The sequence below is a fragment of the Dactylosporangium sp. CA-152071 genome, from assembly GCF_050936335.1.
Taxonomy (GTDB): Bacteria; Actinomycetota; Actinomycetes; order Mycobacteriales; family Micromonosporaceae; genus Dactylosporangium; species Dactylosporangium maewongense.
On sequence record NZ_JBNJMZ010000001.1, the window covers coordinates 1,119,596 to 1,132,466 of the forward strand.

At 71.0% G+C, this 12,871-nt stretch carries 16 protein-coding genes; 9 read left to right on the forward strand and 7 right to left on the reverse strand.

The features are described 5' to 3' along the window. Positions 1 to 386: 386 nt before the first annotated feature. Entirely contained in the window at positions 387 to 1,523 is a 1,137-nt protein-coding gene (locus tag ACQEVZ_RS04485) for a hypothetical protein (protein WP_433361602.1), read from the reverse strand. A gap of 742 nt (positions 1,524 to 2,265) precedes the next feature. On the opposite strand from ACQEVZ_RS04485, the gene ACQEVZ_RS04490 reads away from it, so the two are divergent. Then, positions 2,266 to 3,873: a cellulase family glycosylhydrolase gene (locus tag ACQEVZ_RS04490; protein WP_433361605.1), complete on the forward strand. Its 1,608-nt coding sequence runs from the start codon at positions 2,266 to 2,268 to the stop codon at positions 3,871 to 3,873. Between the two features lie 137 nt (positions 3,874 to 4,010). On the opposite strand, the gene ACQEVZ_RS04495 is transcribed toward ACQEVZ_RS04490, so the two are convergent. Then, entirely contained in the window at positions 4,011 to 4,358 is a 348-nt protein-coding gene (locus tag ACQEVZ_RS04495) for a DNA polymerase ligase N-terminal domain-containing protein (protein WP_344510931.1), read from the reverse strand. 773 nt (positions 4,359 to 5,131) lie between these two features. On the opposite strand from ACQEVZ_RS04495, the gene ACQEVZ_RS04500 reads away from it, so the two are divergent. The 3 genes from ACQEVZ_RS04500 (at position 5,132) to ACQEVZ_RS04510 (ending at position 6,163) form a co-directional block, all read left to right on the forward strand. Further along, on the forward strand, positions 5,132 to 5,557 hold the full coding sequence (locus ACQEVZ_RS04500) for a hypothetical protein (protein WP_433361608.1): 426 nt from the start codon (positions 5,132 to 5,134) through the stop codon (positions 5,555 to 5,557). A gap of 82 nt (positions 5,558 to 5,639) precedes the next feature. After that, positions 5,640 to 5,825 carry a winged helix-turn-helix transcriptional regulator gene (locus ACQEVZ_RS04505; RefSeq protein WP_344510937.1) on the forward strand — a complete coding sequence of 62 codons (186 nt, stop codon included), beginning with the start codon at positions 5,640 to 5,642 and terminating at the stop codon, positions 5,823 to 5,825. Positions 5,826 to 5,827: 2 nt separating this feature from the next. Then, positions 5,828 to 6,163 carry a hypothetical protein gene (locus ACQEVZ_RS04510; protein WP_344510939.1) on the forward strand — a complete coding sequence of 112 codons (336 nt, stop codon included), beginning with the start codon at positions 5,828 to 5,830 and terminating at the stop codon, positions 6,161 to 6,163. Here ACQEVZ_RS04510 and ACQEVZ_RS04515 read toward each other — a convergent pair. Beyond that, positions 6,140 to 7,108 (reverse strand): NAD(P)H-dependent flavin oxidoreductase, encoded by a 969-nt coding sequence (locus ACQEVZ_RS04515; RefSeq protein WP_433361613.1) that lies wholly within the window; start codon positions 7,106 to 7,108, stop codon positions 6,140 to 6,142. The two genes, ACQEVZ_RS04510 and ACQEVZ_RS04515, sit on opposite strands and share 24 nt — an antisense overlap. Positions 7,109 to 7,191: 83 nt before the next feature. Between ACQEVZ_RS04515 and ACQEVZ_RS04520 the strand changes: the two genes are divergently transcribed. Then, on the forward strand, positions 7,192 to 7,707 hold the full coding sequence (locus ACQEVZ_RS04520; protein ID WP_433361616.1) for an AAA family ATPase: 516 nt from the start codon (positions 7,192 to 7,194) through the stop codon (positions 7,705 to 7,707). A 189-nt stretch (positions 7,708 to 7,896) separates the two neighbouring features. After that, positions 7,897 to 8,622, forward strand: coding sequence for a GAF and ANTAR domain-containing protein (locus ACQEVZ_RS04525; RefSeq protein WP_433361619.1), 726 nt, complete (start codon positions 7,897 to 7,899; stop codon positions 8,620 to 8,622). Here ACQEVZ_RS04525 and ACQEVZ_RS04530 read toward each other — a convergent pair. Continuing rightward, positions 8,612 to 8,836 (reverse strand): orotidine 5'-phosphate decarboxylase / HUMPS family protein, encoded by a 225-nt coding sequence (locus ACQEVZ_RS04530; RefSeq protein ID WP_433361622.1) that lies wholly within the window; start codon positions 8,834 to 8,836, stop codon positions 8,612 to 8,614. The two genes, ACQEVZ_RS04525 and ACQEVZ_RS04530, sit on opposite strands and share 11 nt — an antisense overlap. Positions 8,837 to 8,863: 27 nt before the next feature. Between ACQEVZ_RS04530 and ACQEVZ_RS04535 the strand changes: the two genes are divergently transcribed. Next, positions 8,864 to 9,457 carry an HIT family protein gene (locus ACQEVZ_RS04535; RefSeq protein ID WP_433361625.1) on the forward strand — a complete coding sequence of 198 codons (594 nt, stop codon included), beginning with the start codon at positions 8,864 to 8,866 and terminating at the stop codon, positions 9,455 to 9,457. Positions 9,458 to 9,465: 8 nt separating this feature from the next. Here the strand turns inward: ACQEVZ_RS04535 and ACQEVZ_RS04540 are convergent, their stop codons facing one another. Further along, positions 9,466 to 9,879, reverse strand: a complete 414-nt coding sequence (locus ACQEVZ_RS04540; protein WP_433361628.1) for an ASCH domain-containing protein — start codon at positions 9,877 to 9,879, stop codon at positions 9,466 to 9,468. Positions 9,880 to 9,909: 30 nt separating this feature from the next. On the opposite strand from ACQEVZ_RS04540, the gene ACQEVZ_RS04545 reads away from it, so the two are divergent. Beyond that, positions 9,910 to 10,542 (forward strand): hypothetical protein, encoded by a 633-nt coding sequence (locus tag ACQEVZ_RS04545; RefSeq protein ID WP_433361631.1) that lies wholly within the window; start codon positions 9,910 to 9,912, stop codon positions 10,540 to 10,542. 26 nt (positions 10,543 to 10,568) lie between these two features. Here the strand turns inward: ACQEVZ_RS04545 and ACQEVZ_RS04550 are convergent, their stop codons facing one another. Both ACQEVZ_RS04550 and ACQEVZ_RS04555 read right to left on the reverse strand, forming a co-directional pair. Beyond that, on the reverse strand, positions 10,569 to 11,807 hold the full coding sequence (locus ACQEVZ_RS04550) for a PP2C family protein-serine/threonine phosphatase (RefSeq protein ID WP_433361634.1): 1,239 nt from the start codon (positions 11,805 to 11,807) through the stop codon (positions 10,569 to 10,571). A 119-nt stretch (positions 11,808 to 11,926) separates the two neighbouring features. Then, entirely contained in the window at positions 11,927 to 12,232 is a 306-nt protein-coding gene (locus tag ACQEVZ_RS04555) for an STAS domain-containing protein (RefSeq protein WP_433361637.1), read from the reverse strand. 101 nt (positions 12,233 to 12,333) lie between these two features. Here ACQEVZ_RS04555 and ACQEVZ_RS04560 point away from each other — a divergent pair, with 101 nt between their 5' ends. Further along, complete coding sequence (locus ACQEVZ_RS04560) at positions 12,334 to 12,747, forward strand: ATP-binding protein (RefSeq protein WP_433361640.1); 414 nt, start codon at positions 12,334 to 12,336, stop codon at positions 12,745 to 12,747. Positions 12,748 to 12,871 lie beyond the last annotated feature (124 nt).

Sequence of the window (12,871 nt, forward strand, 5' to 3'; positions counted from 1 at the left end):
CATCGCCAGGATGCCCAAGTATGTTGCCGCGGCGGATGGCGCCGTCGATCATCTCCTGAGCGTCGGCCGGCAACTGCCTTCAGGTCACGGCAGCGGCGCAGAGACCGCACAGCGTGTCGACACGGTCTGCGAGGCTCGTCGAGCAACGTACGTCGCAGCCGGGACACAACCAGTCCAGCAGGGTCATCAGTTTTTGGCTTCTCGTCCTCGACCGCCAACCGGCTGGCGCGTACTGCTGCCCTCTTGGCTGCTTGATCACGTTTCCGGTCATTCCGCGGGTCTCGCGGCAGATGACACGAAGATCGTCACACTGTGTGGCAGCGGCTCGGCGCGCTAATGCTCGCTCGTAGCCGATGTGCGGATGCGCAGGTCGGGCCTGAGGTCGGTCATGCCGGGCCGAGCGCGCGGAGGGAGGCGAGCCGGTCGGGCGGCAGGCAGTCGGTTAGGTTCCGCTCTAGGTCGACCAGTTCAAGGTCGACCGCGTACACCACGAAGTCGTCGGTGACTGGCAGCGTGGCCGACCAGTCGCGGAGGTTGAGCCGAGCGGCCGCCGAACACAACAGTCGACGCCCGATCTCGGATCCGGCGCCGGGGTCGGCCGCATCGAGCAGGGCGAGCTCCTGCCACACCAGCCGCACCGGTCCCGCCTCGGCAAGGTCGAGGTCGGTACCGGTCTCGAAGTCGGCCGGCGACCATGCGGCCTGCGGGTCGATCGCCGCCAGGGCGGCGCGCTCGTCCGCGGTGGACGCGTGGACCTCGACGGACAGCGCGCGCGATTGGTGATAGCTCAGCGCGACGCAGGCGGCGGGGCCGTTGACCGTCAGGCGCGCCACGGCGTCCGGGATGAACGCGACCAGGGCGTCCTCGATGGCCCGGCATGCCACGTCGAGGTCGAACCCGGCCGGCGGCCGCTCGTAGCGCACTTCGGACCAGTGGCCCATGACCTCGACGAGGCGGACCAGGCCGTCGTCGTCGTGTTCGGCCGTCAGCGTTGAACGTGGCCGGCCGTTGTGCTCGATCTCGACACGGCTGATCCGCCCATGGGTGTACCTGTACGACTCTCGCCCCGAGCCGCGCCGCGCGACGGTGTCAGCCGAGCGCATCAGCCCGCCCACGAAGCGGTACTCGTGTAGGTAGATGGGCCCGTCCGTGTCGAAATGCGCCACCTCCACCACGTCGCTGCCGTGGCGGACGAACGTCTCGTAGTACAGGCGGCCGTGCAGGAAGCCGGAGTACTCCTCGGTCACCACCGCGCGGCCCTCGGCGTCGAAACCGATCCGTAGGACATCCCGGTCCGCCGGCGGTCGCGTATCCAGCCTGCGGCCGGGCCTGAGCAGGTCCCGTTCGAAGTGCAACGGACGCAGATCCAGGCCCGGCCAGCTGTACCAGTCCCAGCGCTCGACGAGCGCGGTCGCCGCCCGCTTGCGGGCGCCGTATTCGCCAGCGAGCTGGGCAAACCGGGAAGCAAGATCGGACATGTCCTGGATCCTACGAGTCGCCTCGCCGGCCCGGCGCCGGCACATCCGGATCTGGCCGCGATCAGCGCGGCACCTCCCAGCGACGGACGACCGACTCCGCCGATGTGCGTGCAGTCGGTCGGCGCTGAGTCGCGAATCCGCGCCCCGGTTGTGGTTCGGGACCACTGTCCGGAGCCGGAGTGTTACGCCGTCCCTGAGGGCGCGCCGCAGGTCGGGCAACGACCCGAGTCGGTGTGGACCGGCCGGCCACCTGACGACAGCCGCCCCCGCGCCGCGATGGTCAGCGGCATCGAAACCTCGGCCGCGGCGGCGAAACGGCGTTCCACCCTTCGCTCCTACGCTCACCGGCGTCCCGCGACCCACAGATCGTCGCCGCCGAGGCAAGCGTGCCACCGTGCGCCGCCGCCTCCCGGGCCGCGATCGAGGTGCCACCCGACATCGACGGGCGCTGAGCGCCGCCTGCCGCTCGTGCCCCACTGCGCGGGACGTCAGTGCGGCGCCGGACGGTCCGCTGGAACCCTCGCGCCAGCTGACCACGGCGACGGCGAGTGGCGGCGGCCGGCCCGCTGGTCAGGCAACCAGGATATCGACAATTTCCGAAAGATGCAGAGCCGGTTTCGCGGTCTTCGACGGAAAACCGCTGTTCAGCGGCCTGCGGCGGCCTAACGAACATGTTCGTCGAAGCGCATCGATTGACACCCGTCGCGGCCGTGGCAACACTCCTCGCCAGGTTCGGACCGGAGACGCCGTCACGTCCGGCGCTCGAGACCGTACGAGAGGAAGCCTCATGAGTTCGAGAGTTAGGAGGGCCGGGCTCGCAGTCTTTGCCGCCGGCCTGGCCCTCACCGGAGCCGTGTACGGCGTGGCGAGGTCGACCGCGGCCAACGCCGCGGCGCAGCTGACCGCTCCCCAACTGGTCGCCGACATGGGCGCCGGGTGGAACCTCGGCAACCAGCTGGAGGCCAACGCCAATGGCATTCCCAGCGAGACGGCCTGGGGCAATCCGGTCATCACCCAGGCTCTCATCGACCGGGTGAAGGCATCGGGCTTCAAGACGATCCGCATCCCCGTGTCGTACCTGGGAAAGATCGGGGCCGCCCCGAACTACACCGTCGACTCGGCCTGGTTGAGCCGGATCCAGGAGGTCGTCAACTACGCCTACAACTCCGGCCTGTACGTGCTGATCAACATGCATGGCGACGGCTACAAGAGCGTGACCGGCTCCTGGCTGGTCTGCGACGCGTCGGACCAGACCACGATCAAGGCCAAGTACCAGAAGGTCTGGCAGCAGGTCGCGACGAAGTTCGCGAGCTACAACGACCACCTGATCTTCGAGTCGATGAACGAGGAGTTCGACGGGCAGTACGGCAACCCCACCCAGCCGTGCTACTCGAACATCGTCGCCTACAACCAGATCTTCGTCGACACCGTCCGGCGGACCGGCGGCACCAACGCCTCGCGCTGGCTGCTCATCCCGGGCTGGAACACCAACATCGAGTACACGACCGGCAACTACGGCTTCTCGCTGCCCACCGACACCTATCGGTCGTCCTCCATCCCGAGCGGCGAGCAGCGACTCATGATCTCCGTGCACTACTACGACCCGTGGGACTTCGCGGGTCAAGAGGACGGCAACATCACGCAGTGGGGTGCGGCCGCGACCAACCCGGCCAAGAAGTCGACCTGGGGTCAGGAAGACTACATGGACCAGATGCTGAAGAAGATATATGACACCTTCGTCACCAAGGGATATCCGTTCTTCGTCGGTGAGTACGGCTCGGTCGACAAGACGTCGGCCGACGCGGCGAACAACACCTACCGTGCGAACTTCGCCAAGGCAGTGGTCGCCACCGCGAAGAAGTACGGCGGGGCGAGCGCCTACTGGGACAACGGATACAACGGCCAGTACGGGCTCGGCCTGTTCAACCGCAGCTCCAACACGGTAACCCAGCAGGGCATCGTCAGCGCCATCATCAACGCCGCCGGCGGCACGTCTCCCACCACCCCGCCCATCTCGCCGTCGCCGTCCAAGACACCCGGATCGCCGTCGCCCTCGCCCTCGAAGAGCAGCCCGGGCGGTGCCGGCACCTGCCGGGTCGTGAACGCGGTCAGCGCGTGGAACACCGGCCTGACCAACAACATCACGATCGCCAACACGGGCAGCACCGCCATCAACGGCTGGAACCTGGTCTTCACTCTGCCCGCCGGGCAGACCATCACCGGCGGCTGGAGCGCGACCTATTCCCCGTCCAGCGGCACGGTGACCGCGACCAACGTCAGCTACAACGGCACGCTCGCCCCGGGCGCCTCCGCCACCATCGGCTACCAGGCCAACCACACCGGCAACGCCGGCGCCCCCACCGGCTTCAAGCTCAACGGCTCCACCTGCAGCTGAACCCCGGATCTCCGGCACGAAGCCGGAGTGGTTCTGCGCCCCGATCGGGCCGGACGGTGCACCATCCGGCCCGATCGGGCGGATCGCGCTCGCCGCGCCGATGACGGACGGCGGGTCCATTCAGTTCGAACCGGTCGCTAGGCCTTCATGAGGTGCAGCAGCCAGTCCGAGTCCGTTCTGATCAGCGCGTACGTTCGCGGGGCGCCCCGGCCGTGCAGTGTGAAGACGATGCGCTTGTCGTTGCGGTCCACCTCCTGCCACCAGCCGATGTCGGCAATCGACTTGTCGGCGTCGGTGTAGGTCAGGTGCTCGAGGTCATGGTCCGGCACCGCGACCGCCAGACGGTTGTGCCTCGGGTCGTCCGGCAGGCCGCGGGGAACCGCCCACGAGCGCAGGACCCCGTCCTCCTCCAAGCGCAGGTCGAAGTGGTGCCGCGGTTTGGCGTGCTCATGCAGCACGAACGTCGCCCGCCCCTGATCGTCCACGCCTCCCAGTCTGCCCTCTACGGGCGTTCGGAAATCCCTTGCGGGTGGTCGGCACCGAATGTCAGGGACGCCGACGGGGCGTTCCTCGGGTGGTGCGGCATGAGCCGGTTGAATCCGGTGTACCGCAGTGCATCGCTCGGCTACTGCTTCCACGATGCCGCGTGGGGCCACGGCAACGTAAGGGTCCGCCGATGTGGCTGTCGGCGGCCGTGACGTCACCGGGGCGCGGATGCAGGCGGGTGGCTGTCCGGCCGTACCGCACAAGCTCGGGAACTTCCGCGATCAGCTCAGGCGGCAACGGCGGTGTGATCACCGCGCAATCGTAGGGGCGACGCTGTAGCTGTTCTCGCGGGTTCCTGCGCACGAGACGACCTTCGCGCTGTCACCGCGGACCACGCCACGGCACTCGGCGACTCTCCACCCCACCCGCCGGGTGATCGACGGTGCACGCTCATAGCCGCTGGTCCGGCGCGGCGCCGGCACCGTGGTCGTCGCAGCGAGCGACGCGCCTCGGCGACGCTGCCGACGCTTCCTGCCGTGCAATGAGCAGCACCTGGCCACGCGAGCATCGACCGATCGCGCTTGCCCAAGGCGGTCCAACAGGCATGGCCAGGGATCATCGAAGGGTGGAAGGCATCTCGAACGCAGTGCAGCTGCAGATCTGTGAAGTTCGGGCCTGCGACCGAACCGAGGCAACCGCGACCGTGCGAAACCTCCGCGGTTGCGGAACGTGGTGGTGACTTGCTGCCGAACTGTTGGCGTACGGTGCGCCGGTGGGTTTCTTCGGGACGTTCGTGTTGGCGCGGTCCGGCTGTCTCCTCACCGATGAGGAGGCGACTCTCGGTTTCGGGTATCAGCATGAGCACCTGTACGAACTCGGCAAGGGCTGGCAGTTGCTGGAGACCCGGGGTGTGCTGGACCCGCAGGATTTCGCTGTCGCCAGCGAGCGGTTCGTCGCCGCCACCGGTGCTGGTGTGCTCGCCTTGTACGTGAACGACGGCGGCTGCATCGCTGGCGCAGCTGAACTCCCAGCTGAACTCCCAGCCGACATCCCGTCGCCATCGAACGACCGCAGCAATGTGCCGCCCGGCACAATTCGACCTTCAAGACCATCGAACACGGCGGTGTACGTGTGGATGCGGTGCCGGGACATTGTGGCGCCGTTCCTCTCAGTGGCTACCGTGGAGCACCGGCGGTAGGACGCGTCGCGGCCGACCGACAGAAGGGCACTTCCTTGGTGCCTTTCGACGAGACCGACGCTCGGGGGTGCAAGTGTCGCCGGTGGTGCTGGACGTCACCGAGGAGGACTGCGCGACGCGGCAGGCGTTGGAGCGCCTCGCGTCCGTGCTCAAGCCGCCGCAGCACGTCGAGTACGTCCTGACTGTGCTCGGCAAGACGCTGCGGGAGCCGCTGGCCGTGATCTGCGCCTGGGCCGTCGAGCACCGCAGCGACGACGCGCGGGGCTGACGGTGGAGCTCGATCTGGACGCGCCCGCCGCCGAGGTGCTGGCGGCCGACGTCGTCACGACGGCGAAGGCGGGACGGTGGGCGGTCATACGGTTGTTCGCGGCGGCCGCCGTGCAGTCGCTGTTCGACGACAGCACCGGCCCGGGCGGCCCCGGCACGCCGACCGTGTACGGGCACCTGGTCGTCACCCGGCGGGACACCGGTGAGGTCGTGCTCGCCGTGCCGCTGGAGCTCAAGCCCGACCTGGAACACGGGGACGCCGACTACCTCGGGTACGTGCGGCGCCAGCTCGACGAATTGACCGCCGGCGAGTTCCTAGAACGCTGGGGCGGCACCTGAGCAGCGGGCCAGCGCGGCCTCGGCCTGGGCGCCGAGCGCCGGGACGAGCGAGGCCGCCGACGGCAGGTCGGTGATGAGGTCGACGCCCTCGCCGGCCCAGAGCGGCAGCGGCGGGACGGCGCCGCGGGCCACGTCGTCCTGGTAGTCGCGCCGGGCCTGCTCGTCGGCGGCGAGCTCGTCCTCGCGGTCGCGCCAGCGGTCGATGTACGGGTGGCGCAGCGTACGGGCCGCGAACCGCGACGGCCAGCGCGAACCGCGGGCGATGTCCAGCACCCGGTTGCGTTCGGTGTCGTCGCCGCGGGCCGCCACCAGCGCCGACGCGGTGGCGGGGGCCACCAGCGCCTCGGTGGTCGCCTGGAACCTGGTGCCGATCGCCGCCCCGGCCGCGCCGAGGACCAGCGCCGCCGCCACACCACGGCCGTCGGCGATGCCGCCCGCGGCGAGGACCGGCACCTGCCCGGCGAGGTCGGCGACCGCCGGCACGAACGGCAGGGTCGAGCGTCCACGCAGCGCGCCGTGCCCGCCCGCCTCGGTGCCCTGCGCGACGACGACGTCGGCGCCGAGATCCAGCGCCTCGCGGGCCTCGGCGAGGTCGGTGACCTGGAGGATGAGCAGGGCGCCCGAGTCGCGGACGATGCGGGTGTACGGGCGCGCGTCGCCGAACGACAGCATGACGGCTCGCGGCCCGTACATGAGCGACCGCCGCACCGCGTCGACGGTCGTCATCCAGGTGAGGAAGCCGATCCCCCACGGCAGCCCGGTGGCCGCGACGACCGGCGCCTCGCGCGCCAGCCACGCCGGGTCGCCGTCGGCCGCGCCGAGCATCCCGAGCCCACCGCCCCGCGAGACGGCCGCCGCGAGCGCACCGCCGGCGGAGCCGCCCATGGGCGCCAGCATGATCGGGTGCCGTACCCCTGCCAGGCTCGTGAACCGCGTCGACAGCATCCCCGCACGGTACTGTCGCCGCGGAGCTCGGCAGCAACGGCCATTGGGATCCGCTCGGCTGACGTCTGTGGCAGCCTGTCTGGGTGCTGATCGTGATGTGCGGCCTGCAGGGGACCGGGAAGAGCACCATCGCCGGGCAGCTGGCGCGGGAGCTGCCGGCGCCGGTCCTGCCCGTCGACCCGGTCGAGGTCGCGCTGTGGGCCGCCGGCGTCGACCGGGACCAGCCGACGGGGCTCGCCGCGTTCGTCGTGGTCGGTGCCCTCGCCAGCGTGATGCTCAAGCTCGGCCAGACCGTGATCGTCGACGCCGTCAACGACGCTGAGGTCGCCCGCCGGCAGTGGCGCGACCTGTCCGCCCGGCACGAGGTGCCGCTGCGGTTCGTCGAGGTGATCTGCTCCGACGAGGCCCTGCACCGCCGCCGCCTCGCCGAGCGCGCCGACAACGCGATCGCCGGCGACGCCGAACCCACCTGGGAATCGGTCCTGGCCCGGCGGGACGGATTCGCCGGCTGGACCGACGACCGTCTCGTCCTCGACTCCGTCGACGACGTCCCGGCCAACGTCGCCCGCGCGCTCGCGTACGTGCGAACCTCTCGATGAGGAACACCGCCGTCAACCGCCTGGACCGGACCGGCGGCCGCAGCCCAGTGACGTGGTGAGGGGGTCGCCAGGGACCATCCGCGCAACTGGCCCAGATAAAGCACGGCTGAGCGAGTAGTGCGCGGCGAATCTGGGCAAGAAGGTACAGATAAGAAAATTTCAGTGCCGACCTCAGGAAGGCGGCCCGTCGTGATCGAGCAGCCACACTCGACCGCCGCGCAGCTGCTCGGGCTGCTCGTGCAGGCGCACGACCTGGACGACTTCCTCGACCGGCTGGTGCATGTCGCCGCCGCGGCGGTGATACCCGCGGTGGCGTGCGGGATGACGGTGCGGCGGGACGGGCGGCCGTTCTCGGTGGCGGTCAGTGACGCGCTGGCCGGTCAGGTCGACGAGATCCAGTACGGCGCCGACGAAGGTCCGTGTCTGGATGCCATGCGGGGCGCCGAGGTCGTTGTCGTCGAAGATCTCCGTCGGGAGCGGCGCTGGAGCGCGTACCGGCCGCACGCGGTCGCGCACGGTATCGCGAGCTCACTGTCGATGCCGCTGATCGTCGAGGGGCAGAGTCTCGGCGCGATGAACCTCTACGCGGCCGCCACACGGGTGTTCACCGCGCCGGTCCGCAAGCAGGCGGAAGGGATCGCGGCGCAGTGCACCGACGCACTCACGCTCACCGTCCGCCAGTTTCGCCAGTCCCAGCTGCTGGATCAGCTCGCCGAGGCCATGGTCTCCAGCAGCGTCATCGACCAGGCCATCGGCATCCTGATGGCGCAGCAGCGCTGCACCGCCGCCACCGCCTTCGACCTGCTGCGCCGGGCGTCGCAGAGCCGCAACCGCAAGCTCCGCGACGTTGCCGGCGACATCGTCACCAGGGTCAGCGGCGCACCGCCCGAGCCCCGGACCGACTTCAGGAACTGACGGATCGGGTCACCCGGGAGTGCTCACGCGCAGCCGCCCGCAGGTCGTCGACGATGGCGGCGAGCGCGGCGGCCAGGGACGGGCCCGCGGCGGTCAGGAGCTCCAGACCGATCTTGTACGCCTGACCGGCGTCGCCGAGACGGTCGACCATCGCGGCGGCGTCCTGGGCGTTGTCGTGGTCGAGCGCGACGATGACGCGACGGGACAGATCCATGGCGAGCATCCTGGCATGATCGGCGGCATGACCGATCGTTTCGTGCGGCACCTGCCCGTCGGTGAGCCGTCGACGCCGTTCGACGGCAGTGGGATTCCCGGGTGGGACACGTTCCCGTTCGACGGCGAGCTGCGGGTGCGCTCGCTCGATCCGCCGGTGCTGCCGGAGCCGCCGCGCAACGGCGAGGACGGGCCCGAGTCGTGCATGATCTGTAAGGACGAGACCGCGAGGACGGTCTGGGCGGACGAGCACTGGATGCTCCGGCACGCCGGCGGGCCGAGCGCGGTGCCGGTCGTGGTGCTGCTGTGCCCGATCGGCCACTATGACCTGGGCACCCTGCCGCCGGAGCGGGCCGCCGAGCTCGGGCCGATGCTGCAGCGGGTCGAGCGGGCCATCATGTCCGTGGGCGGGATCGCGAGGGTGCACGCGTCGAAGATCGGCGACGGCGCGGCGCACCTGCATCTGTGGTTCATGGGCCGGCCGGCCGGCTTCGAGCAGCTGCGCGGCAGCTGCCTGGTCCTGTGGGACGACGTGCTGCCCAAGCAGGACGAGACCCAGTGGCGGGCGGTCCTCACCGAGGTGGCCGAGGCGCTCGCTGCCGACGGCGGCACGGTGTACTGACAGCGAGGTCAGAGCTTCTCGACGACCCGGAAGCGTTGCAGGACGGCGGGCGTGTCGTCGTCGACGGTGAACCCCGGGTCGCCGAGCCAGCCGCGGTAGTCGGCCCCGTGCCAGAACTCCTCGTGCCCCGCCCGCCAGGCGGCGACGGTGGCGTGGCCCTCGCCCTCGTCGCGGGCGTGCCGGGCGTCGACGTCGCCGAGGCGGCGGACCTCGACGCCGGTCAGCTCGATCACCGCGACAGGACGCTCGGCGGAGTCGACCACGGCCGACCGGTCGCCGGCGGCGGGCAGCGGCTCACCGTCGATCTCCCAGTCCTGGAGCAGCCCGGTCGTGGTCGTCTTCGTGCCGTTCAGGACCGCGGCGACGAGCGCGTCGCGCAGCGGGCCGGGGAACCCGAACTGAAACGTGGGGAGCTCGGTCACCCGGCCAACACTACGGCTACTGTCGGGCGCGTGAGTGGTCGCTCGTACATGGTGGCAACGCGGATGCCGATGTCCAGGGCCGGGTTCGACGGCTGGCTGGCGGCGCCGCTGCCCGGGCTCGACGTGATCGCCAATCCGGCGGCGATGTGGGCCGGCTGGGCGATCGACGGCGCCGGCACCGACTGGGACCTCACGGAGCTCGCCGGCTACCCCGCCGCGGTGGCCGGGATCCGCGCCGCCCGGGCCAGGACCCCGCTGGAGCTGCTCGCGGCCCGCGCGGCCGACGGATTCACCCTCGCCCGGCACCGCGACGACGCGCTGGAGATCTACCTATACGACTACCGCGGTGACGTCTACAGCACGCAGACCGACCTGCTCATGCTCGCGGGCGCCGGACGGTTCGCCGACGCGGGCGCCCCGGTCCTGCACTGGGGTGGCGACGTCTACCCGGACCTGCCGCTCGGCGGCGACCAGCCGCTCGCCGTGCTGCTGGTCGACCGGGACGGCGCCAGGTTCACCGACCGTCACCCGGTCGGCGCGCTGATCGAGTCGCTGCGCCCGGTCGAGGCCGCGTTCCTCGCCGCCGCGCCGGTCGACGGGGAAGACGCCGGCTGGGACCCCACCGACGTCCTGGACCCGGCCATCCGCAACCACGTGGCGTAGCCGTCACGCACGGTAAGGACCGTGTGTCAGGTGCGGCGGATCGCGAGGACGGCGACGTCGTCGGTCGGGGCGGCGTTGTCCAGGAGGGTCATCGCCGCGTTGCAGGTGGCGTCGGCGGTGGTCACGGCGGCGAGCACGCCGACCATTCGCTGCAGGCCCGGGGTGATCCCGCGGGCACGGCGCTCGACGAGGCCGTCGGTGTACAGGAACAGGCCCTGGCCCGGCTCCAGCGGCAGCCGCGTGTTGCGCCGGGCGGCGTCGCGGTACACGCCCAGGGGCAGGTCCGGGGGGATGCTGAGCATGCGGCTCGGCTGGTCGTCATCCCCTCCGGCCAACAGGACCGGTGGCAGGTGGCCGGCGTTGGACAAGGTCACGGTGCTGAGGTCCGGATCCAGGACGGCGTAGACGGCGGTGGCCATGGCGTCGGGCTCGAAGCGCTGCACCTTGCGGTCCAGGCGGGTGAGGACGTCCGCCGGGTCGTCGGTCTCCATCGCGTACGCGCGCAGCGCGCTGCGGATCCGGCCCATCACCACCGCCGCGTGCAGGCCGCTGCCGGCGACGTCGCCGATGACGATGCCGACGTGCCCTGACGGGAGGTCGAAGACGTCGTACCAGTCACCGCCGACGCCGACCTGGGCACCGGGGACATACCGGACGGCGACGTCCAGGCCGGGGACCGCCGTCGGGCGGGCCGGGAGCAGGCTGCGCTGCAGGGCGACGGCAGCCGCCCGGTCCAGGTGCGACCGGCGCGCCTCGGTGGCGAGGCCGGCCCGGTCGGCGACGAGCTGGAGCAGCTCGATGTCGTCGGCATTGAACGAGCGCTGCTGCAGGGTGCCGACGTGCAGCACGCCGATGACCCGGCCGCTGCTGAGCATCGGCACGCCGAGGACGGACGTGGTCCGCGCTGGTAACAGCACCGTGTCGAAGTCGGTGCCGCCGCTGCCGGCCCGGTCGAAGCGCTCGACGGCGACGGCGGCACCGCGGACGGCGACGCCGCCGGCGAAGCCGTGGCCGATGGGCACCCGCACCTCGTGCCGGGGCTCCCGGTCGAGACCGGCGGTCGCCATGGCGACCAGCTCGGTGCCGTCGTGGTCGAGCAGCAGCAGGGCCGCACTGTCGGCGCGCAGGATGTCCAGGGTCCGCTCCAGCAGCTCGTGCAGCAGGTCCTCGAGGCCGAGCTGTGACAGGGCGGCGTCGGTCACCGCCTGCAGCCGGCGCAGCTTCTCCTCGCTGACCGCCAACGCCTTCCCGCCGCGCCTCGGCACCCGTGCCCCTGCCTCTCGCCCCTCCGCCCGCTCGAACCCGCCCAGTGTCGCATCAGCACTGCGCCGCACCCACTCCGACACCAAGGTGCGACCAGACGATGAACGCCGCGACCGGAGGGTCAACCGGACAGGTGCGCCAGGACGCCGGTCATCTCGAGCACGTCGCGCACGACGCCGGCCGCGTTGGCGACCCGGAGCTGCCGGCCCTGCTCCCCGGCGTGCCGGCGGGCCTTGAGGAGCGTGTTGATGCCGGCCGAGTCGATGAAGGTCACCTCCGCCAGGTCCACCACGACCGTGGTGGCGCCGCTGTCTACGGCGGCGAGCACCTCACGGTCCAGCTCACCGGCGGTGGAGAGGTCCACGTCCCCGGCGATGCTGACCGTGCAGGTGTCGTCGTCGCGGGTGGTCGACATCGACAGCGTCATGGCCCCTCCCGGCGCGAAACGACAAGCACCTGCTGACCCTATATGGTGGCTGCGACGGGGGCGCGACGGCGCCGCAGCAGTACACGACCTGTGGACACGACATGCGGGACGACCCTGACACATCACCGATGCTGGTGGCCCTGCCGCCGGTGACGGTGGCCGGCGTCGGCGACGTCCGGGAGCGGGTGGCGGACGCCGCCCGCGAGGCCGGCCTGTCACCCGAACGGGTGAACGGATTCATCATCGCCGTCAACGAGATCGTCATCAACGCGGTGGAGCACGGCGGTGGCACGGCCGCGGTCACCCTGATCTCACAGGCGGGCAGGCTCGTCGTCGAGATCACCGACACCGGCACCACGCCGTGGCGGTTCCTCGTCCCAGCGCAGGCTCCCCCGCCCGAGCAGATCCACGGGCGGGGCCTGTGGCTGGCCGACAAGCTCGCCGATGACCTCACGGTCGACACCACCGCCGGGCGGCGCCTGGTCCGCCTGACCGTCAACGCCCGCGCCACGTAGGCCGGCGCCGCCACCGGTCTCGCGTGGATGCCGACCGCCCGGGTGGCCGCAAGACGTGCCGGCCGGCGCCGTCGGGCTCCTCGGCATGCGGTAACCGCAGCGGCGAGGAGCCCAGCGAACGCCG

Bases quoted from the DNA above. Each gene is read 5' to 3' on its own strand.
- ACQEVZ_RS04485 (WP_433361602.1), bottom strand. From the start codon at position 1,523: ATGTGCCGGCGCCGGGCCGGCGAGGCGACTCGTAGGATCCAGGACATG.
- ACQEVZ_RS04490 (WP_433361605.1), top strand. From the start codon at position 2,266: ATGAGTTCGAGAGTTAGGAGGGCCGGGCTCGCAGTCTTTGCCGCCGGC.
- ACQEVZ_RS04515 (WP_433361613.1), bottom strand. From the start codon at position 7,108: ATGCTGTCGACGCGGTTCACGAGCCTGGCAGGGGTACGGCACCCGATC.
- ACQEVZ_RS04530 (WP_433361622.1), bottom strand. From the start codon at position 8,836: ATGGATCTGTCCCGTCGCGTCATCGTCGCGCTCGACCACGACAACGCC.
- ACQEVZ_RS04535 (WP_433361625.1), top strand. From the start codon at position 8,864: ATGACCGATCGTTTCGTGCGGCACCTGCCCGTCGGTGAGCCGTCGACG.
- ACQEVZ_RS04555 (WP_433361637.1), bottom strand. From the start codon at position 12,232: ATGACGCTGTCGATGTCGACCACCCGCGACGACGACACCTGCACGGTC.
- ACQEVZ_RS04560 (WP_433361640.1), top strand. From the start codon at position 12,334: ATGCGGGACGACCCTGACACATCACCGATGCTGGTGGCCCTGCCGCCG.